Consider the following 19,347-nt stretch of genomic DNA (forward strand, 5'->3'; position numbering starts at 1 on the left):
GGGCTCAAAGTGGACGGTCTCAGTGACCGGTCAACGCGTCTAGCGACAATTCCATTTGCGCCGTCTCCTTTCGCCCTGGAACGCGAATAAATGCAGACTAGGCGCGACGGCAATCACATCGAAGTCTGACGAAGCCCACCGACACCGGTTGCGCGTGACGCGAGGATCGGCCAGGACTACCGTCGTCGGCGTGACGAGCGGCGATCACGAAATCCAGCGGATCATCGAGCAGGCGTTGGCAAGACTTGGGCCTGCCGAGATGCAGGCACTTGCACGGTTGGCTTTGGACGGCGTGACGCCTATGGATGCGCTGCTCGCTCAAGCCGCCGTCGCGCCGAAGGCCGCGTCGCGCGGACCCGGCGACCCTGCGGGTGCGGGCAGACCTGGCCGGTACGAAGCCGCCGGTGTGGCGGCAGCTCGAGCTCGCATCGGATCTGATGCTTGACGACGTACACGAGATCATGCAGGCCGCGTTCGGCTGGACAGACTTGCACCTGCACCGGTTCGGTTGTGGCCCTGCGTATACAGCCGCAAGACCGAGTACTACCTGTGCCCGTTCTCGGTCGACGAGGGCGACGAGGGCGTGCCGGAGGAGCAGGTACGGCTCGATGAGGTCCTCGTCGACGTCGGCGACAAATTGTTCTACGGATACGATTTCGGTGATGACTGGCAGCACGTGATCCGGCTCGAGGCCGTACTGGCGCAGAGGATTCGGCACCGCATCACAGCAACGTCGGCTTCTACGTGGTTGGCGCAGGATCCGACGTTCCGTTTTCAGCTCTCATGCTGAACGATCTTCCCAACCTGCACGTCACCGGTGCAGGCAGCAGCGGACAGTTCTTCCCGCGCTGGACCTACGAGAAGGCCGAATCCACCGAAGGCGAGCTAGATTTCGCCGCCGCCGCCTCCAACGTCGACGAGCACGGGTATCGGCCCGTCGACAACGTCACCGACGGCATCGTGAAGCTTTACCGCGCGGCCATCGGCGAGCAGGTCACCAAGGACGACATCTTCTACTACGTCTACGGCCTACTGCACGACCCGGACTACCGCGAAAAGTATGCGGCCGATCTGAAAAGATGCTGCCGCACATCCCGACTCCCGAAACGCAAGAGCGCTTCGAACAGTTCGCCGGCGCCGGCCGCAAGCTGGCCGAGTTGCACGTCGGCTACGAGTCGGCAGATCCGTATCCCCTTGACGTGCAACTGAAGCCAGGCGCCGACCCGACGGACCGCGAAACCTGGCGGGTCGAGAAGATGAAATGGGCGTCCAAGCAAGACCATTCGGCGATCGTCTACAACGCGAAGGTCACGATTGAAGGCATCCCCGAGGAGGCCGAGCGCTATATGCTTGGCTCCCGTAGCGCGCTCGGCTGGATCATCGACCGCTACCAGGTGACCACCGACAAGGCGTCTGGAATCGTCAATGATCCCAACGACTGGTGCGACGAACATGACGATCCGACCTACATCGTCGAACTCATCAAGAAGGTTGCCACCGTGAGTGTCGAGACCATGAAGATCGTCGACAGCCTTGAGACGACATGAACGGGTCGCTCGCGATGAATCGCTCGATAACTCCTGCAAGCGGGCCTACAGGCAAGCAGCGGGTTGTTAGCATGGGGCGGTGGCGGGGGCTGATGACGTTACGACTCTTGGACAGCGCATACCATGCACTGAAACGTTATGCCGGCCTCGACAAGGTGCCGATCGACTCGACCGTTGAGGGCGTAGTCGACATGGCCGACATGCGGAGACGCTGCGCGGAGCATGACCAATGGGAGCAGGTTAAGGTCGATCTCGGCTGGGCATGACCGCGTATCGAATCGAGTTGCGCCCCGCGGCAGTCCAGAGCCTTACGCAAACTGGACCCGCAAGCACGGCATCGCGTTCAGGGTGCCATCGGGCACTGCTTGCCCGAGATCCGCGCCCCCGATCACACCCCGGCGCGGGTTGGGCGGCCGAGATTTGTCGTACCCGGCTGCTTTGATGAAGTTATGTCTTCGACCGCCTTGCCTGCCGCGGCAGTGAGCCCTGCTGAGCGTGTTGGGGTGTTGTTCGAGGAGTTGGCGGAGTTGGCCGGTCAGCGCAACGCGATTGATGGGCGCATCGTGGAGATCGTCTCCGAGCTCGATCGCGACGAGCTGTGCGGGGCCACGGGCGCACGGTCGGTCGCGGCGCTGGTGGCCTGGAAGCTCGGTTCGTCGTCGGCAAACGCCCACTCGATCGCCACCGTCGCGCGCCGACTCGAGGAGTTTCCGCGCTGCGCGCAGGGCATGCGGGAGGGTCGCCTGTCGCTGGATCAGGTCGGCGTCATCGCGGCGGGTGCCGGTGAGGGATCTGATGAGCATTACGCGCAGTTGGCGCGGGTCGCCACGGTCAACCAGCTGCGCACCGCGGTCAAGCTCGAACCGCCACCCGAACCCGATTCCCGGCAGCAACCGCAGCCCTCGATCACCAAGAATTCCACCGAGGAGTTGACCTGTTGGCGGATCAAACTTCCACACCTGGACGCGGCGAAATTCGACGCGGCGCTGGCGTCTCATCGTGAAGCGCTGATCGCCGAATGGAAGCACGATCACGGCGATGACGACCGCGCATCAGATCACAAGCCCCCGTTGCCTACCACTGGCGAGGCGTTTATGCGCCTGGTCGAGGCCGGATGGGATACCGAGGCGGCCCGCCGGCCACACGGGCATCACACCACCGTGGTGGTGCACCTCGACGTTGCCCAGCGCGCCGCAGCACTGCACCTGGGTCCGCTACTCACCGATGCCGAACGCCGATACCTGACCTGTGATGCCACCTGTGAGGTCTGGTTCCAACGTGACGGCGAGCTCATCGGCACCGGCCGAGCAACCCGCCAGATCAACCGGCGGCTGCGCCGTGCACTCGAGCACCGCCATCCCAGCTGCGCGGTTCCCGGCTGCGGGGCGACCCGCGCTCTGCACGCACACCACATCCGGCACTGGGAAGACGGTGGTCTGACCGAATTGTTCAATCTGGTGTTGGTATGCCCGTATCACCACCGACTGCACCATCGGGGCGTCATCACCATCGCCGGACCCGCAGACGCTCTCACCGTCACCGACAGCTCCGGCCGATTACTGAGCCCGGGATCGCTGGCGCGCCCGCCAACTCAACCCCCGCCCGCCGTCGGGCCGTGCCCCGGGCCCACCGGCGAGCGCGCCAACTGGTGGTGGTACGAACCCTTTCAGCCGCAGCCACCACCGACAATCAACTGGTGAGCAGCGTCGTATCGAAGCTGAAACAGGTTGAAGCATAGAGAATTTCGTTTGCGCTATCCGCTGCCATCGGACCCCGCTAATCAAGGCCGACAACCAGGCCCGCAACGCCGCCGACCCGATACCCGGGGGCCTCATCAAGATCCCCGCTGACATGCGCACTGATTTGAGCCAAGTCGCGTTCAGGGTGTCGTCGCACTGCTTGCCCAAGACCCGCGCCCCCGAGGAGCGCGGGCACTGCGGGATTAGCCGGGCCTTCGTGTTCGTGTGGCCGACTATCTAATCATCTGCACGGTGGCGTGGCCTGGCCAAATCCAATTAAGCACCATACTTGTGCACCGGTATTCTGGTGCATAAAAATGCTACATTTTCTGGGTGGCGGGTGGATACCAGGTCGAGATCGAGACCAGCGCGGCGAAGCAGATCCAACGCCTGCAGCGTCACGAACAGAAGCGAGTGATGGTCGCGATCCAGTCGCTGGCTAGCGAGCCTCGTCCGCATGGCTGTGTGAAGCTGTCGGGCATCGACGCGGCATTTCGAGTACGGGTCGGCACCTTCAGAATCGTGTACATCGTCGATGACGGGCTGCGGGTCATAACCGTTACTCGCGTGGGCCACCGGAGGGAGACCTATAGATGAGCGTGTTGATTGCGATCAGCAAGGCGCGGGCCAGGCTGTCGGAGCTGGTGCGCGTTTCGCATGACGATGACGTGGTGCTGATGAACCACTCGACGCCGGCCGCAGTGATCGTGTCGGCTGACCGTTACCAAGCGATGCTGGAAGAACTCGAGGACCTCAAGGATCGGCTCAGCGTCCACGAACGCACCGATGTGACCATCTCAGCGGACAAACTGGCTGTCGAACTCGGATTGAACACCTGATACCGACCACTCTCATCCGCCCCGAGCCGCGATCATCGCAGAGCGGTTGACCTTGGTTGCCGCGGTGCGCGGGATGGCGTCGACGAACTCGACGGTCTTGGGTGCCTTGTAGGGGGCCAGTCGGCTCTTGGCGTACTCGATGACCTGCTGTTCGGTCAGCGGCGGGACGTCGTGGGCGTCGGCGAGCTCTATCACCGCGTGCACTCGGCGCCCCCACTGGGGGTCGGCCAACCCGATCACCACCACATCGGCGATGCCCGGATGGCCCGCGAGCGCTGACTCGACCTCCGCCGGAAAGACATTGGCGCCCCCGGTAACGATCATGTCGACGCGGCGGTCAACGATGTAGAGGAAGCCGTCCTCGTCGAGGTGGCCGATATCGCCGGCGGAGCGGAAGCCGTCCTCGGTGGACGGCAGGGGTGCCGCACCCCCTAGATAGCGGGATCCCGCACTCATCGGCGCGCGCAGGTATATCTCGCCGTGTTCACCGGGGCCAAGCGGTTTCGCTTCGGCATCGAGAATGCGAATCTCGGTATCCCGGAAACCACGGCCGACACTGCCCGGGTGGGCGAGCCACTCGTCGCCGCGCAACGCGGTGAGTCCGAGGTTCTCGGTCATGCCATACGCCGACACGATCTGCTCCGGACTTAGGAGTTCGAACCAGGTGTGCATCAGCGACGGCGGCATCACCGCGGCGCCCTGCAAGATGAAGACGACGCTGGACAGGTCTCGCTGCCGGACGTCCGGCCGGGCCGCGATGCGCGCCAGCATGGTGGGCGTGGCGGTGAAGTTAGTGATCCGAAATCGTTCGATCACATCCAACACCAGTGCGGCGTCGAACTTTTCGAGTATGACAAGGTGGTCGCCGGCCAGCAGGAAGAAGAAGGTGGCAAAGCCGTTGGTGTGATACATGGGTGCGGGCACCATGATGGTCTGCGGCTGCGCCACCGACGTCCAGTTCGATAGAAATGGTTCCCCATGCTGAGGCGTCCACAGCGATGGTGCCAAGCTGAGGATCACTTTGGGTACGCCGGTCGAACCGCTGCTGCAGATGCCGTTGACGTGAGGGGAAACGGCGATGGGCAGCGTGCTTGCGGACTCGCCGGCCGCGCAAGTCTCCAACTCCCAACGCGTCCTTTCGTCGACCACGACGGCGGGGTCGATCACCTCGCGCACCCGGTCTCGCTCCCACTCGGGAAGATCCCAGTGCATCGGGACGGGGACTGCGCCGATCTTCCAGCACCCCAGCGTCGCCAGCACCAGATGTAGCGAGTTCGGAATGCCCAGTGCCACCAGGGAACCCGTTTGCGCGCCCAGGCCGGCCAGCGCCCGTCCCCACTGGTTGGCACGGGCATCGAGTTCGCCGAAAGTCAGCGACTCCGCGGCGCCATCGAGTGCGACAATGGTGACGCCTGTATCGTCGCGGCGTTGTTCAGCGAGCTCGTGCAACTTGGTCGCGAATGGGACTCCCTCGTCGAACGGGTTGGGCGTCACCGCGGCCGCGGGGGATTCGGTCACGCCGATACCGGGCCGCTGAACAGCGTCTCTAATGACCCATCCGACACACAGGGCATCAGCCGCAAGGCGAGTTCCTCGGTGCCCAGCGGCAATCGCATCAGCGGTTGGGTGTGCCGATCGAGCACGCTGACGTCGGACTCGTCGCAGAAGCCCAGGGCTCCGAGCAATTGGTGGGACGACCGCATCACCTGTCGTGCCGTGTCGGCGGCCTTGAGCCGAAGGATCAGGGCATCCGCCGAATGGATCTGCGCCGGAAGTGATTCCGGGCGGCAAATGGTGTACTTCGCGAGTTCGTGCAGTCCGCGGACCGCGACGGCCGCATCGGCGACGGCGAACCTGACCGCCTGAAAGTCCGCGAGCGGCTTGCCGAACTGAATCCGGGCGCGCACATGCTCGGTGACAATCTGCAACGATTGCTGCACCGCTCCCAGAATCCGCCATGATCCCAGCACGAGATGAAGGTTAACGTCGGCGGCGGGCACGGTTCCCTCGGGTGCGCTCAAGGTGGCCGGGACCAGGAACGGCCCCAGCTTGGCGCCGGTCCGCGAGGCCGGCTGTGGCCGGTACCGATTTCCGTCCAGGTCCGCCGCTACCCAGTCACCGGCGAGATCGCCGTGGTCGATGCGCGGGGCTTTCGGATTGACCAGGGCCAGGCGCGCGCCATCAATCGCCAGCAGCTCCTCCACCAATGGGTAGGGAAGCACCGTGGCGCCGGCGGCCTGACAGAGCACGGCCGCGGCCAGGAGGTCATCGGGCGCCGAGCGCACGTCGAGGTCGAACGCGCCGACATCGAGCAGCGCCGCGCGCGCCGCATCCCGGATGTCGTCGTCGGCCTCGGCGCGCAGCGCGGCCGGTGGTCCGCCCAATCGGGTGAGCCGCTTGCCGGCGACGGCGGCGAAGTCGCTGACATCTTGTGGTAGATCGGTTTTCACCTGTGTTCTCCCAATACGTCTCGTGCCACCAGCATGCGCTGCACCTCGATAGTGCCCGATGCGACGGTGGCCGCCTGCGCGTAACGCCAGTGGTCTTCGATGGCTCCGTGCAGTGCCGCGGAGCTTCCGCTGTCCAGCGCCGTCGGGCCCAGCACGTCGAACAGCAGCTCGGCGACGAGTTGGTCGCACGTCGTGGTGATGATGCGCGCGGCACTGGCGGCCGCTCCCGCCGACGGGTCGTCCTGCAGTGACACGGCGCGATACGCCAGCAATCGGGCGACCCGTAGGTCCACGAGTGCCCTCACCCATCGGGTGCGGATCGTTTCGGGCAGTTGATCCCAGTCGTCGCCGAGTTGGGCCCGCATCCGTTCGAGCAGCGATTCACAGCGCGCGTAGCGTGCGATGCCCACTCGCTCGAAAGCCAGAGCTTCGCGCATCACCCGCCATCCGTCGCCGACCTCGCCTAGCACATCGCCGGGATACGCCTGCACGTCGTCCAGGAACATCTCGTTCAGGTGGTGCGGTCCCAGCATCGACGGGATCGGTCGGACGGTGAAACCGGCCCGGTCCATCGGAATCAGAAACAGGGTGAGCCGCTTGTGTTTTGGAGCGTTGGGATCGGTGCACGCCGCCAACACGCACCACGATGCCATCTGCGCGTACGATGTCCACACCTTCTGGCCGGTGATGCTCCACCCGTCACCGTCGGCAACGGCGCGGGTACGCAACGACACCAGGTCGGTTCCGGCCTCCGGCTCGGAAAAGCCCTGGCACCAGATCACATCTCCGGAGGCGATGGCCGCCAGGTGCTTGGTCTTCTGCTCGGCCGTCCCATACCGCATCAGCGCGGGTCCTACCCAGTTGATACCCATGTACTGCGGACCGCGCGGCTCGTGCTGGGCCCACATCTCCTCGCGCAGCACCGTCTGCTGCCAGACCGAACCGCCGCCGCCGCCATGCTCTTTCGGCCACGCCAGCGCCAGCAGCCCCTCCGTCGCCAGCAATTTGCAGAACGTCTCGGTGGTGGCGAGGTCCTGCGGGTTCTCGGTGCAGGCACCCAAAAAGTCGGCCGGGATGTGGTTGGCAACCAGCTCGCGCAGATGGCTGCGCAGTTGCCCGGCGTCGTCGCCGAGGTCGTAATCCATTGTCGTCATCCCTTCGGCAGCCCGAGCAGCCGCTCGGCGATGATGTTGCGCTGAACCTCCGACGTTCCGCCGTAAATCGTCGCGGCCAACGCGTCCTGACGTTCGAACAGCAGATCCGGATCGGTGGCCGAATCGGGGCCCGCGGCGGCCGCACTCAGTTCCCAAACACGCTGCAAGGTAAGCGATCCGAGTAGCTTCATGGTGTCGGCTTCCGGGCTGGACCGTCCCGCGAGTTCATTGCCCAAAGCGCGATATCCGGTGGCCCGCAACGCTTCAGCGTCCGCCAGCAGCGAACCGAGTTCGGCATACACGTCCTGGCTCGAGTCCGCCGCGCCGGCATCACGCACCGAATCGAGTCCGCGTTTGATCTCGACCCAGTTCATGATCCAGATCATCTGGCGTTCATGGTGCAGCGACGACAGGGCGACAGTCCAACCGCCGTTGAGCGGCCCCAGCAGATTTTCGGCAGGCACCTCGACGTCGTCGAGGAAGACCTCACAGAACGTTTCGTCCGAGATCGACGCCATCCGGATGGGCTCGACCCTTACTCCGGGCGATTGCAGATCGAGGATGAGGCAGGAGATACCGCGGTGTTTCGAGGCTTCGGGATCCGTGCGGGCATATAAGGTGCACCACCGCGACACGTGTGCCTGGGTGGTCCAGATCTTGTGGCCGTTGACCCGGAATACGTCGCCGTCGCGCTCCGCGCGGGTCCGCAGACCGGCGAAATCCGACCCCGCTTCGGGCTCGGACATGCCCAGCGCCCACCACTCGTCACCGCGCAGCAGCGGAACGAGCAGACGCTCGATCTGGGCGGCCGTGCCGAACTGGCGAATGCCGGGCGCGGCCACCCCGGGACCCTGGACATTGGGCAGCTTCGGTGCAGACCGCAGTGCCGCCTCGATCCGGACTTCCATCGCGTCGCGCAAGCCCAGCGATCGACCGCCGTGCTCGCGGGGCCAGGTCGGCTGCAACCATCCGGCCTCGAACGAGGCGCGCTGGTACTCGCGCCGCAATCCCAGATCCCAGCGGTACCGCCGATAGTTCGCGTAGTAGTCGTCGGGCAGGAACTCCGCCAGCCATGCGCCGAATTCCGCCACCACCGGGCTCACGTGGCACCACCACAGAATCGCCGGCCCACCTCGTAATACAGGGAGCGGCTGTCACCCAGTATGGCGGCGCCCTGCCAGGCGCGCCTGACATAGAGATGGGCGTCGTGTTCCCAGGTCTGACCCAGGGCGCCGTGTACCTGGACCGCGGTGCGCGCACAACCGACCGCTGCGTCGTTGGCCGCCGCTTTGGCCAGCGCCGCGGCGGTCCACACCTCGGCGGGTGGCGTGGTCGGATCGGCGAGCCGGGCCGCCGCCGCGTAGGTCAGGCTGCGGGCGCGTTCGACGCTGACGTAGTTGTCGGCCAGCGCGTGTTTGATGCCCTGGAATGCGCCGATGGGCTGGCCGAACTGGCGCCGTGATTTCGCGTACTCGACCGCGCGGTGCAACGCGGCGCTCGCCACGCCGAGAAGGTCGGCGGCCGAGGCCACCCAGGGCGCCGTCAGTGCCGATTCGAGGTCAACCGGTGCAACCGCGATGGGCTCGGTGTCGATCTCGACGCCGGCCAACGGCTGCGCGGGATCGGTGGAATCGGCCGCCGGCACCACGGTGACCCCGGCGCCGCAGCGAGCGACCGCTGCCACGGTGTCACCGTCATCGGAGCGAGCCAGCGTCACGACGAGTTCGGCGCGCGACAGGTTGGGGACGGCAACGGCCGCGCCGCGCAGCCGTCCCTGACACAGTGTCATCGGAGCCCCGGGCAGTCGCGCACCTTTGGCGTGTACGGCCAGGGTGGCCACGACACCACCGGCAATGTCGGTCAGCACTGAGTCGAGCCCACTGTTGCGCAACACACCCGCGGCCAGGCCGACGCTGCCCAGCAACGGAATTGGGGCGATGGCGGCGCCGCATTCCTCGAGAACCACGGTCAGCTCGACCGGTCCGTAGTCGCCGGTGTCAGGTGCGGCGAGCTCGGTCCAGCCGAGGTCGACGACGGTCTTCCACAGAGTGCGCCAGCGGTCGGGATCGGTGATCGCTTGACGCGCGGCGTCGGGCGGGCACTCCGCACGTAATATGTCGCGTACGGTGTCGCGCAGCGACAGCTGCTCCGAGTTCAGTCCGACATCCATAAGACCTCTAACATAGTAAAGATAATAAACTAGCCGTGCCGTCGCAATCGCACGGATCCCGAGGCATAGGTGGCGCATGGCCGAGTGGTATCTGTTCCTGCCGCAGGTGAGATTGTCGGCGGCCGACATCGCGGACCGGGCACGTCACGCCGAGGCCAGCGGCTTCGACGGGATCGCCTTCATCGATCACCTCGAGGCCCCCGGGCTGCCCAACGAAAGCATCTGGGAGGCAATGGGCATTGCCACCTGGGTGGCGGCCAAGACCGAACGGCTGCGGATCGGTCATCTGGTGCTGTGTGACGCATTTCGGCATCCGGCCGTGCTCGCCAAACAGGCCGTCACCTTGTCGGAGGCGTCGGAGGGCAGGTTCGAGCTCGGCCTGGGAGCGGGATCGTGGCCCGCGGAATTCGCGAGATTCGATGTCGGCCAAGAGGATCCGCGGGCCAGGGTCGAGCAACTCGGCCGCCACCTGGAACTGATCGGGCAGTACTGGGCCGACGGCGACCAGCAATCCGGCCCGGCTCCGCAAGCTCCGCGTAGGTCGTACCCGATACCGCTGGTTCTGGGTGGGAGCGGACCCAAGATGATGGAACTCGTTCGCAGATACGCGGATTGGTGGAATCTGCCGGCGAACCAGCTCGACAGGCTGTCGAAGCTCGCCCCGGCGGCGGGGACAGCTCGGATGTCGATCCAGCAGATGGTGGGCTTGGTGCGATCGGGCAGTGATCCGGACACCGTGCGCGAAGTGAGCGCCCGGCGATTCGGCAACCTCGGGTCCGGGCTGGTCTGCGGCGATGCCGACGAGCTGATCGGGCACTTCAGTGGTTTGGCCGCCCAGCGGGTCGAGCGGTTCTACGTGTGGTTCGCCGACTTCGCCGCACCGGACTCCCTGCACGAGTTCGGCGAATCGGTGATCAAAGCCTTCCCGGCGCCGTAGACCTCAGCCTCGTTGCGCGCGGCGCCGGGCTTCAGTGGGAACGACCGGCGGTCGCGCAAAGGGGCCGCGCTTTACGGCCGACAGCCGGATCTCCGGCAGATCGACCGACGAGTCGACGGTGTCCAACCAGGCAACCGTCTCGGCGACGTCCGACACTCCGATCGCGTACATCTCGAAGGGGACGTCCTGCAGCATCTCGGTGGCCACGGGTCCCGGGGTGACGATGTGCACGCTGATGCCGTCGCGGTCGACTTCGAGGGCTAAGGCTCGAGCGAACGCATTCATGCCGGCTTTCGAGGCGGAGTACGCGGTGCGGGCCGGCATCGGCTCGTGTGCCGCCGATGACGAAATGAACACCAGCCGCGAGCCCGCTGTCATTTTCGGCAGCACCGCAGAGGTCACCACGAAGCACGAATCCAGGTTGGCCGACATGATGACTTGCCACTGCTCGAAGGTCTGCTTGCGCGCGTAGGTGCCGCCGAGCGCGCCGGCCGCATGAACCACGAGGTCGATTGTCTCCAATGTGCTTATCGCAGAGGCGAATCCGATGGGATCAGACGCGTCGGCCACGATGTGGCGGGCGCCGATCTCCTCGGCGGCTGAGCGTAACGGGGCCTCGCGGCGCGCCGAGAGCACCACGTCATAACCGCGCTCAACCAGCTTGCGGGCACATCCTTTTCCGATCCCGCCGCTTCCGCCGGTGACTAATGCGGTTCGCATGACCGTTGCAGGCCGCTCGTCAGGAGTGCCGAATATCTCGCGGCCGCGACAACGCCTGCGGGGAGAGCGCATAGATGCGTTGATCGTGCTGACCGGAGAGGACGTAGGTCTGCGTGTCGGCCAGATGGCGACCCGCGATGCGGCGGGCCCGGTCGACGTTGCCCTCCGCGATCGTCTCGGTCAGCTTGACATGTGTGTTGAGCACCGCGCGGCGCTGGGCGAGCGACGGGTAGGTGCCACGCGACGCACTCTCGTCGGCCCACTGCCGTTCGTGACTGCTCCACAATGTCTCCAGGCTCCCGACGACCGCGATGATCGTGTGATTGCCGCAGCCGCGCACGACCAGGTCATGGAACTCACGTCCGATCTCAGTGAAAAGCCGTCCGTCGTCCAGGTTTTCGGCCATTGACTCATTGATCCGCGTCAGCTCCGGCACCAGCGTGTCCGCCCGGTCCGGTCGGCGGGCGGCCAGGGCGGCGCAGGCGGGCTCGAGTTCCTGCAAGGCCATGCCGAGGTCGGCGACCTCGACGCACTCGCTCTGCAGCAACAACCCGAGCATGTAGGCGGCGCTGGTCTTCGCCGGGGCGTGGACGACGGCACCACCACGGTTGCCGCGCCGCACCGAAACCAGGCCTTCGGTCTCCAGGATCCGCAGGGCTTCGCGCAGGGAGACCAAGCTCACGTTGAACTGTTCGACGAGCACCTCTTGGCGCGGCAAGAGATCACCGTCGGCGAGCTCGCCGTCGATGATCTGACGGCGCAACTCGTCGGCTACGATTTCGGCGATCCGCGGCGCCGACAACCGGCGCCGGGCGTCGGGGCCAATTCCCAAGGCGGTCATCCGATCCTCGAAACACATGCAACTCGCTGGCTTAGCTATTTTAGCAGTAATGATATAAATAGCTTCTCTGGTCGCTTGTCGATCGGAAGGGCGGGTGCACTTGAGCGAGCGGTCCGAAAGCCGGCCGACACCGCTACACGATTTGCGTGTCGTCGAGATCAGTGACCGGATAGCGGGCAGCTATTGCGGGAAGCTGCTGCGCGACGCCGGCGCGCAGGTGCACAAAATCGAGCCGCAGCAAGGGGATTGGTTACGACGGTATTCCGCCAGTGGTTCCTCGATCCCCCAGGAACACAGCGCACCGTTTTTCAGCTTCCTCAACGCGGGCAAGCGCAGCATGACTTTCGCTGCAGACTCACAGCGCTACCGCGACGAATTGGCCGGCGCCGACGTCGTCGTTGTGACCGCCGGGCGGGCGCGCGCCGCGGCGCTGAGCGTCGACCCGCAACAACTGCTGGACCACTCGCCGCGGGCGATCATCGTCACCATCTCCGACTTCGGCTGGACCGGACCCTACGCAGACCGGGCAGCCACCGAGTTCACCTTGCAGGCATGGGCGGGTTCGCCCGGCTTCCGCGGCGACCCCGCCGGGCCGCCGATCTCCATCGGTGGTGATCTCGGCGAGTACATGGGTGGCGTGTTCGCCGCGTTCGGCGTACTGGCGCTGCGCCGCCGCGTCGAGCACGACGGGCCCGGCGAACACCTGGACCTGTCCATGCTGGAGGCGATCACCACGATGCAGAGCAGCGAATGGCTGCATTCGCAGCTGCTGCGCGTCCCGCCGATCAGCCGCACCACCGAGGTGCCGTCGATCGAACCCGCCAAGGACGGCTACGTCGGGATCACCATGGTCACCGGTCAGCAGTGGCTCGACTTCGCCGCGATGGTCGAATGTCCGCAACTAGAGGAGATTGAACAGCTGCGGTTTCAAATCGGCCGGTGGCAATACCGCGACCTGATCCGCGAGCAGATCCACCCGTGGCTGGCCGAACGGACCGTCGCGGAAATCGTGGAACTCGGACAACTGTTCCGGCTGCCGATCGCCGCGCTGGGCAACGGCTCCACCATCCGGGAGCTGGAATACGTGCGCGAGCGCGAGGTCTTCACCCGCAACCCCGCCGGGTTCGATCAGCCCCGGCCGCCCTGGCTGATGGCGGTGTGTGCGCCCGCACCGGTGGATGACACGCCACTTCTCGGTGAGGCTGACGACGAATCCCCTTGGCGCCGTGCGGAACCCGATGCTGGACCGGCGCCGGACGGGCTACCGTTGGCCGGTGTGCGCATCGTCGACCTCACCGCATTCTGGGCCGGCCCCGCGGCGACACATCTGCTGGCCGCCTTCGGCGCCGACGTCGTCAAGATCGAGTCGATACAGCGTCCCGACGGCATCCGATACTCGGGCGGGATGCGCAGCGACGTGGACGACTGGTGGGAGTACGGCTGGGTGTTCCACGCGATGAACACCAACAAGCGTTCGGTGACACTGGATTTGGGATCCGAGCAGGGACGCCGTCTGTTCACCGAGCTGGTCGCCGGCGCCGACGTCGTGATCGAGAACTTCTCGCCGCGGGTGATGGAGCAATTCGGGCTCACCGACGACGTGCTGCGCAAGGTGAACCCGAAACTGGTGTTCGCCCGGATGCCCGCGTTCGGCGTCGAAGGGCCGTGGCGGGAACGCGTCGGGTTCGCCCCCACCATGGAACAGATCGCCGGCCTGGCCTGGGTGACCGGTCTGCCGGAGGCCCCGCCGGTGACGCCGCGTGGGGCCTGCGACCCGCTGGCCGGTGTGCACGCCGCGTTCGCCGTGCTGGCCGCGCTCAACTTCGCCGAACGCACCGGGACGGGTCAACTGGTCGAGCTGCCGATGCTCGAAACCGTGCTCAACGCCACCGCGATCCAGGCGATCGAGTCCGAAGTTTTCGGGGTGACGCTGAGCCGTCGCGGCAACCGCGGTCACAGCGCGGCCATCCAGAACATCTACCGGTGCGCGGGATCGGACGACTGGATCGCGATCACCGTTCGAGACGACGCGCAGTGGCGGGCGCTGGTGGACCTGATGCAGCGACCAGCTTGGTGTGACGACGAGGAGCTCTCCACCATCGCCGGGCGCCACAGTCGAGCCGACGAAATCGATCGCAGGCTGGCGGCTTGGTTCGCCGGGCAGCCACTCGCCCCGACAGTGGAGCGGTTGGCCGGTGCCGGTGTTCCCGCGGCTCCGGTGGTGTCGCCGTCGCTGGTCACAGATAACCCACAACTGCGCGAGCGCGGCTTTTTCGAGGCGCTGCATCACGCGAGTACCGGACTCGGCCTGTACCCCTGCCCCCCGTTCGCCCGGCTCGCCGGTCAGGACAAGTGGCTGCTGCGGCCCCCGCCGAAGTTGGGCGAGCACAATGAGGAGGTCCTGCGCGATCGGTGCGGGCTGACCGACGAAGAACTGACACGCCTCGCGACCGGCGGGGTGACCGGGACCCGACCCAAGGGCCTGTGAGAAGTGGAGGGCAATCCATGCGCGTAACGGTCGACGAGAACTTGTGTGAAGCCAACGGTTTCTGCGAATCGCTTGCGCCGGAAGTATTCGAGCTGGGCGACGCCGATGTGGTGCAGATCGCGGACGGCCCCGTGCCGCCGCGCCTGGAAATCGACGTGCGCGCCGCGGTGGACCAATGTCCCAAGGCCGCGTTGCGGTTGCAGGACTGACTCGGCACGGGTGCCACTTGCTTGCCCACCATTAGGTGGGTTTCATGCGCGCTAGCACCGGCGCTATCGCGAATGAAACCCACGTAGTGGTCGGTCCGTGCCGCTGTCTTAGCGCCGCTCGGTCAGCTTCACGGCCATCTCGTCGTAGATCGACATGTTGGTGGCCAGATTCGGATGGGCCACCTTCGCCGGACCGATCTCGATATCAGCGCAGCGCAACAACAGTTCATCGAGGACCGCGCGGAGTTCCGCCCGGGCCAGCATCGCGCCCAGGCAGTGGTGCGGTCCGCCGCCCCCGAACGCCACGTGGGGGTTGGGCGCTCGGCCGATGTCGAAAGTGAACGGTGACTCGAAGACCTCCTCGTCGCGGTTGGCCGAACGAAGGGTGGACACCACGCGTTCGCCCTTGGCGATGTGGTGGCCGTCCATCTCGACGTCCACCTTTGCGGTGCGCGTCCAGTACGCCACCGGCGACGCCCAGCGCAACACCTCCTCGACTGCGCCCGCCCGCAGGTCTTCCCGCTCGCGATACCGTTCCACCTGCTCGGGATTGGCGACGAACGCCTGTAGCCCGATGGCCAGTGCGTTCTTGGTGGTGTCGCTGCCGGCGAACGCCAGCACGAAGAAGAAGAACTCGAGTTCGTTTTCGGGCAGGCTGAACTGCTCGCCGTCGTCACCGGTGATCACCGCGGAGGCCAGCGTGCTCCAGATGTCGTCTGTGGGACTGCGCCGCTTTTCGGCGGTGAGCTCCATCGCGTATTCGAAGACCGAGCCAAAGAGCTCGAGTTCCACCTGACCGCTCGGGCCCGCCTCGGGCGCAAGCGCCTTCAAGATGCGGTCGAAGATGTCGAATATTCGCGGCCGGTCCTCCTCCGGGATGCCGATGATGTCGCCGATGACCGACATCGGCAACGCGTCGGCGACGTCCTCGATCCAGTCCCCACCACCGTGCGCGAGCAGGCCGTCGATCATTCGCGCCGCACGCGCCCGGATGCCGTTCTCCAGCTTGGCGATCGCGCGCGGGTTGAAGGCGTTGGAGATCAGCTTTCGGCGCTTGTTCAGGTCCGGCGGGTCCAACGTGATGATCGTCGGGAACGACGAGAACATGGCAACCGGCTGAATGAGTGGGCCGTCGGCCGCGGTGAACGACTCGGTATCGCGGTGCAGGCGGACCGCGTGCCGGTGTTTGGTGGCGACCCAGAATTGACGCTGGACGGTCTCGGCGACACCCGGGGTCAGGTCGTGCCGAAAAAGCGGCCTGCTGCGCCGCAGCTCGGCGAATAGCTCGTCGGGAAAACCGTTACGCCACAAGGCGAAATCGGATAGGTCCACTGCAGCAGCCGTCATGCGAACCCCCATTGGCTCAGGTGCCCCGCGACGGCCGGCCGGCGCCGCGTTGACGTTCAATGTCTAAAATAGTAAAAATAGACTTTAGTCGTCGAAACGCGGTGAGGTGAGAGCGGCCCGATTGCGCCCGGCCGCGTGGGAAACGGAGTGCTCGTGACGAATACGATTCCAGAATCAGACCCTTCAGAACGTGAGTTCGGGCAGGCCGGCATCGCGCTGTCGACCTACCGTTTCCCGACGGGCTGGTTCATCGTCGCCTTCGGAACCGATCTGGCTCCCGGCCAGGTCAGGCGCGCGCACTACTTCGGTGAGGAGTTAGTGCTGTTCCGCACCCAGTCGGGCCAGGTCCACGTGATGGAGGCCTACTGCCAGCACCTCGGCGCGAACCTCGGGGTCGGTGGCACCGTGGAAGGCGAGAACATCGTCTGTCCGTGGCACGGCTGGCAGTGGCGCGGCGACGGCACCAATGCGCTGATTCCTTACAGCAAGATCGGCTGCAAGAACAACGTCCGCATCCGGACCTATCCGAGCATGGAGTGGTACGGCTTCATCCTGGCCTGGCACGAGCGGCACGGCCGGGCGCCGTACTGGCAGCCGCCGGTGCTGCCGGAATTGGAAACCAACGAGTACTACCCGCTGCACCCGCACACCCAGATGCTCAACCGGGTCAAGGTGCATCCGCAGATGATCATCGAAAATGCGGCTGACCCCTACCACGTGCAGTACGTGCACAAGGCCGCCAATCCGGCCACCACGGCGTCATTCGAGGTGGCCGGGTATCACCTGCATGCCACCGTCAACGCCCATTTCGGCGGGGGCCGGGCGCAGACGTGGCTGACCCCGAACGGTCCGGTGGACGCCAAGATCATTTACGACAACTACTCGCTGGGTCTGGGCGTGGTGCGTTTTCCCAGCGAACTGGTGGCTACGGTGCAGGTCACCGGCCAGACGCCGGTCGACGAGGATTACACCGACTACTTCTACACCCAGGCTTCCGTGCGTGAACCCGGCGACGGCGGTGACGTGCCCACCGGACGTGCCGCCCGGTTCCTCGACCTCCAGCAAGAGGTCATCAAACAGGACTTTTTCACCTGGGAGAATATGAAATACCTGGAGAAGCCGAATCTGGCTCCCGAAGAGGCGCACGATTACGCGGCGCTGCGCCGCTGGGCGCACCGCTTCTACCCGGGCGAGCAGCCGTCGCCCTCCGACTTCGGTTACAGCGCCGACGGCGAGCCCGACCCCGCGGCCGCCAAAGCTTGATCAGAGCCGACAGCCTGATGTGCGCTGACCGCAGCGGGCCCGCGCAGCCCTCCGATTTCGGCGTCGACCGTTTCACCGTCCCGGCCGTGCTCGATCGCCGCGCGCAGCAGTACCCCGATCGGGTGATGATGTCGATCGCCGGTGTCGACGTGACCTTTGAGCAGATGCGCCAGCGGTCCTGCGCGGCGGCAAACCTGTTGATCGACTTGGGTGTCGGGCAAGGTGACCGCGTCGCGTTGTTCACCGGCACGTGTCCGGAGTGGGTGTACTTCTGGCTGGGCGCCGCACGGATCGGGGCGGTGAGCGCCGCGGTCAATGCCGCGAACAAGGGCGACTTCCTCCTGCACGCCCTTCGGCTGTCACAGGCCAAGGTGATGCTGACCGACGCCGAACGCCAACCCCGTGCCGTCGAGGTCGCCGACGCTGTAGACACTCTGACAAGCATTGTGGTGCAGGATGATTCACTGACCGCGACGCTGAGTCAGAACACCGAAGGTCCAGTGACCGACGGCCCCGGGCGGGCGAGCGACCTTGGCTGCTTGTTCTACACGTCAGGCACCACCGGCCCGTCCAAAGCGGTCGCCACCACATGGCACTACCTGTTTTCGGTGGCCGCAACCGTCGCGTCAGCCTGGGAATTTCGCGCGGGCGAGGTGCTGTGGACGGCGATGCCGCTGTTTCACCTCAGCGCGGCGCCCAGCATATTGGCGCCGATGCTGGTAGGTGCGACGACGGTGCTGGCCGGGGCTTTTCACCCCGGTGAGGTGTGGGATGACATACGCGCCCGCGGTGCCATCGGATTCGCCGGCGCCGGGGCGATGGTCTCGATGCTGCAGAATCTTCCTGCGGATCCGGACGACGCACGGCTGCCGCTGCGGTTCATCTCCGCCGCCCCGATCGACGCGAACTGCTACCGCGACATCGAGAAGCGTTACGGCTGTCGCATCGTCACGATGTACGGGCTCACCGAGGCGTTTCCCATCGCGGTGAAGGCGCTGGCCGACACCGGGGTTCCCGGAACCTCGGGACGGTCCAATCCCGATTTCGAAGTGCGGATCGTCGACGAGCAAGGAGACCCACTGCCCACCGACACCGTGGGTGAGATCGCCTGTCGGCCCAGGCATCCACACGTGATGAGCGAAGGCTACGTCGGCGGGGATTCGCGGATAAAGCCGCATCCGGAATGGTTTCGGACCGGCGATCTCGGGAGCCTCGATCGCGATCAGAATCTGACGTACGTGGACCGGATCAAGGATGCGTTGCGCCGCCGCGGTGAAAACATCTCTTCGGTCGAAGTGGAGAGCGTTGTCATGTGCCATCCGGCGGTGGCGGAGGCCGCCGCGGTCGGTGTGCCCAGCGAGTTGGGGGAGGACGACGTCCTGGTCGTCATCACGTTGCAGCCGGGCGCCACACTGGATTTCGCGCAGTTGCTCGACTTCTGCGCGGCGCGCATGCCCTACTTCTGCGTGCCGCGATTCGTGGAGACCGTTAGCGAACTCCCGAAGAATGTGATCGGCCGGATACGTAAAGACTTATTGCGCGAACGGGGCGTCAATCCGGGAGCGTGGGATCGTGAAAGTAGGGGGTATGTCGTCAGCCGTTAGGCTCCATTAATGTCACGTAGTAGTCGGTAAGTTGCCTTA

Annotated in this window: 17 protein-coding genes and 3 pseudogenes; 11 read left to right on the plus strand and 9 right to left on the minus strand. The window is 65.5% G+C overall.

Features of this window, described 5'->3' with window-relative positions; all coding sequences use genetic code 11:
* Positions 1 to 305: 305 nt before the first annotated feature.
* From VFW69_RS17380 to VFW69_RS17405, 6 genes and pseudogenes are all read left to right on the plus strand, one after another.
* Positions 306 to 473, plus strand: a pseudogene (locus VFW69_RS17380) (IS1096 element passenger TnpR family protein); the annotation flags it as partial.
* Positions 474 to 508: 35 nt separating this feature from the next.
* Positions 509 to 790: an IS1096 element passenger TnpR family protein gene (locus tag VFW69_RS17385; protein ID WP_526502835.1), complete on the plus strand. Its 282-nt coding sequence runs from the start codon at positions 509 to 511 to the stop codon at positions 788 to 790.
* Positions 718 to 1,547, plus strand: a pseudogene (locus tag VFW69_RS17390) (type ISP restriction/modification enzyme); the annotation flags it as partial. The gene VFW69_RS17385 and the pseudogene VFW69_RS17390, both read left to right, overlap by 73 nt.
* 449 nt (positions 1,548 to 1,996) lie before the next feature.
* Entirely contained in the window at positions 1,997 to 3,247 is a 1,251-nt protein-coding gene (locus tag VFW69_RS17395) for an HNH endonuclease signature motif containing protein (protein ID WP_526502837.1), read from the plus strand.
* A gap of 372 nt (positions 3,248 to 3,619) precedes the next feature.
* Positions 3,620 to 3,883, plus strand: coding sequence for a type II toxin-antitoxin system RelE family toxin (locus VFW69_RS17400; RefSeq protein WP_526502839.1), 264 nt, complete (start codon positions 3,620 to 3,622; stop codon positions 3,881 to 3,883).
* Positions 3,880 to 4,125, plus strand: coding sequence for a type II toxin-antitoxin system prevent-host-death family antitoxin (locus VFW69_RS17405; protein WP_526502841.1), 246 nt, complete (start codon positions 3,880 to 3,882; stop codon positions 4,123 to 4,125). Before VFW69_RS17400 ends, VFW69_RS17405 begins: the two co-directional genes overlap by 4 nt.
* Before the next feature lie 12 nt (positions 4,126 to 4,137).
* Here the strand turns inward: VFW69_RS17405 and VFW69_RS17410 are convergent, their stop codons facing one another.
* The 6 genes and pseudogenes from VFW69_RS17410 to VFW69_RS17435 form a co-directional block, all read right to left on the minus strand.
* The gene (locus VFW69_RS17410; protein WP_526502843.1) at positions 4,138 to 5,643 is read right to left on the minus strand and encodes a class I adenylate-forming enzyme family protein; all 1,506 of its coding nucleotides are present in this window, start codon (positions 5,641 to 5,643) and stop codon (positions 4,138 to 4,140) included.
* Positions 5,640 to 6,575, minus strand: a complete 936-nt coding sequence (locus VFW69_RS17415; protein WP_526502845.1) for an acyl-CoA dehydrogenase family protein — start codon at positions 6,573 to 6,575, stop codon at positions 5,640 to 5,642. The genes VFW69_RS17410 and VFW69_RS17415 overlap by 4 nt, the downstream gene beginning before the upstream one ends.
* Positions 6,572 to 7,729, minus strand: coding sequence for an acyl-CoA dehydrogenase family protein (locus VFW69_RS17420; protein ID WP_526502847.1), 1,158 nt, complete (start codon positions 7,727 to 7,729; stop codon positions 6,572 to 6,574). Before VFW69_RS17420 ends, VFW69_RS17415 begins: the two co-directional genes overlap by 4 nt.
* Positions 7,726 to 8,193, minus strand: a complete 468-nt coding sequence (locus VFW69_RS17425; RefSeq protein WP_526502888.1) for an acyl-CoA dehydrogenase family protein — start codon at positions 8,191 to 8,193, stop codon at positions 7,726 to 7,728. The genes VFW69_RS17420 and VFW69_RS17425 overlap by 4 nt, the downstream gene beginning before the upstream one ends.
* Before the next feature lie 15 nt (positions 8,194 to 8,208).
* Positions 8,209 to 8,832: pseudogene (locus tag VFW69_RS17430) on the minus strand (acyl-CoA dehydrogenase family protein); the annotation flags it as partial.
* A complete protein-coding gene (locus tag VFW69_RS17435) occupies positions 8,829 to 9,899 on the minus strand; it encodes an acyl-CoA dehydrogenase family protein (RefSeq protein WP_526502849.1) in 1,071 nt (356 codons plus the stop codon). The pseudogene VFW69_RS17430 and the gene VFW69_RS17435, both read right to left, overlap by 4 nt.
* A 76-nt stretch (positions 9,900 to 9,975) precedes the next feature.
* Here VFW69_RS17435 and VFW69_RS17440 point away from each other — a divergent pair, with 76 nt between their 5' ends.
* Positions 9,976 to 10,836 (plus strand): LLM class flavin-dependent oxidoreductase, encoded by an 861-nt coding sequence (locus tag VFW69_RS17440; protein WP_526502851.1) that lies wholly within the window; start codon positions 9,976 to 9,978, stop codon positions 10,834 to 10,836.
* A gap of 3 nt (positions 10,837 to 10,839) precedes the next feature.
* On the opposite strand, the gene VFW69_RS17445 is transcribed toward VFW69_RS17440, so the two are convergent.
* Positions 10,840 to 11,556: an SDR family oxidoreductase gene (locus VFW69_RS17445; RefSeq protein ID WP_526502853.1), complete on the minus strand. Its 717-nt coding sequence runs from the start codon at positions 11,554 to 11,556 to the stop codon at positions 10,840 to 10,842.
* Positions 11,557 to 11,575: 19 nt separating this feature from the next.
* Entirely contained in the window at positions 11,576 to 12,397 is an 822-nt protein-coding gene (locus VFW69_RS17450; RefSeq protein ID WP_526502855.1) for a FadR/GntR family transcriptional regulator, read from the minus strand.
* A 94-nt stretch (positions 12,398 to 12,491) separates the two neighbouring features.
* On the opposite strand from VFW69_RS17450, the gene VFW69_RS17455 reads away from it, so the two are divergent.
* Both VFW69_RS17455 and VFW69_RS17460 read left to right on the plus strand, forming a co-directional pair.
* The gene (locus VFW69_RS17455) at positions 12,492 to 14,885 is read left to right on the plus strand and encodes a CaiB/BaiF CoA-transferase family protein (protein WP_526502857.1); all 2,394 of its coding nucleotides are present in this window, start codon (positions 12,492 to 12,494) and stop codon (positions 14,883 to 14,885) included.
* A gap of 17 nt (positions 14,886 to 14,902) precedes the next feature.
* Entirely contained in the window at positions 14,903 to 15,094 is a 192-nt protein-coding gene (locus VFW69_RS17460; RefSeq protein WP_067127944.1) for a ferredoxin, read from the plus strand.
* Between the two features lie 108 nt (positions 15,095 to 15,202).
* Here VFW69_RS17460 and VFW69_RS17465 read toward each other — a convergent pair whose 3' ends face one another.
* Positions 15,203 to 16,501, minus strand: coding sequence for a cytochrome P450 (locus VFW69_RS17465; RefSeq protein WP_526502860.1), 1,299 nt, complete (start codon positions 16,499 to 16,501; stop codon positions 15,203 to 15,205).
* A gap of 93 nt (positions 16,502 to 16,594) precedes the next feature.
* Here VFW69_RS17465 and VFW69_RS17470 point away from each other — a divergent pair, with 93 nt between their 5' ends.
* Both VFW69_RS17470 and VFW69_RS17475 read left to right on the plus strand, forming a co-directional pair.
* Positions 16,595 to 17,704, plus strand: a complete 1,110-nt coding sequence (locus tag VFW69_RS17470; RefSeq protein ID WP_526502862.1) for an aromatic ring-hydroxylating oxygenase subunit alpha — start codon at positions 16,595 to 16,597, stop codon at positions 17,702 to 17,704.
* A 17-nt stretch (positions 17,705 to 17,721) separates the two neighbouring features.
* Positions 17,722 to 19,308 carry an AMP-binding protein gene (locus tag VFW69_RS17475; protein ID WP_526502864.1) on the plus strand — a complete coding sequence of 529 codons (1,587 nt, stop codon included), beginning with the start codon at positions 17,722 to 17,724 and terminating at the stop codon, positions 19,306 to 19,308.
* Positions 19,309 to 19,347 lie beyond the last annotated feature (39 nt).

It is taken from the genome of Mycobacterium sp., assembly GCF_036273375.1.
Taxonomy (GTDB): Bacteria; Actinomycetota; Actinomycetes; order Mycobacteriales; family Mycobacteriaceae; genus Mycobacterium.

Excerpts from the sequence above, each read along its gene's own strand:
- VFW69_RS17395 (WP_526502837.1), top strand. The coding sequence starts at position 1,997 with ATGTCTTCGACCGCCTTGCCTGCCGCGGCAGTGAGCCCTGCTGAGCGT.
- VFW69_RS17405 (WP_526502841.1), top strand. The coding sequence starts at position 3,880 with ATGAGCGTGTTGATTGCGATCAGCAAGGCGCGGGCCAGGCTGTCGGAG.
- VFW69_RS17420 (WP_526502847.1), bottom strand. The coding sequence starts at position 7,729 with ATGACGACAATGGATTACGACCTCGGCGACGACGCCGGGCAACTGCGC.
- VFW69_RS17435 (WP_526502849.1), bottom strand. The coding sequence starts at position 9,899 with ATGGATGTCGGACTGAACTCGGAGCAGCTGTCGCTGCGCGACACCGTA.
- VFW69_RS17440 (WP_526502851.1), top strand. The coding sequence starts at position 9,976 with ATGGCCGAGTGGTATCTGTTCCTGCCGCAGGTGAGATTGTCGGCGGCC.
- VFW69_RS17445 (WP_526502853.1), bottom strand. The coding sequence starts at position 11,556 with ATGCGAACCGCATTAGTCACCGGCGGAAGCGGCGGGATCGGAAAAGGA.
- VFW69_RS17450 (WP_526502855.1), bottom strand. The coding sequence starts at position 12,397 with ATGACCGCCTTGGGAATTGGCCCCGACGCCCGGCGCCGGTTGTCGGCG.
- VFW69_RS17460 (WP_067127944.1), top strand. The coding sequence starts at position 14,903 with ATGCGCGTAACGGTCGACGAGAACTTGTGTGAAGCCAACGGTTTCTGC.
- VFW69_RS17475 (WP_526502864.1), top strand. The coding sequence starts at position 17,722 with ATGTGCGCTGACCGCAGCGGGCCCGCGCAGCCCTCCGATTTCGGCGTC.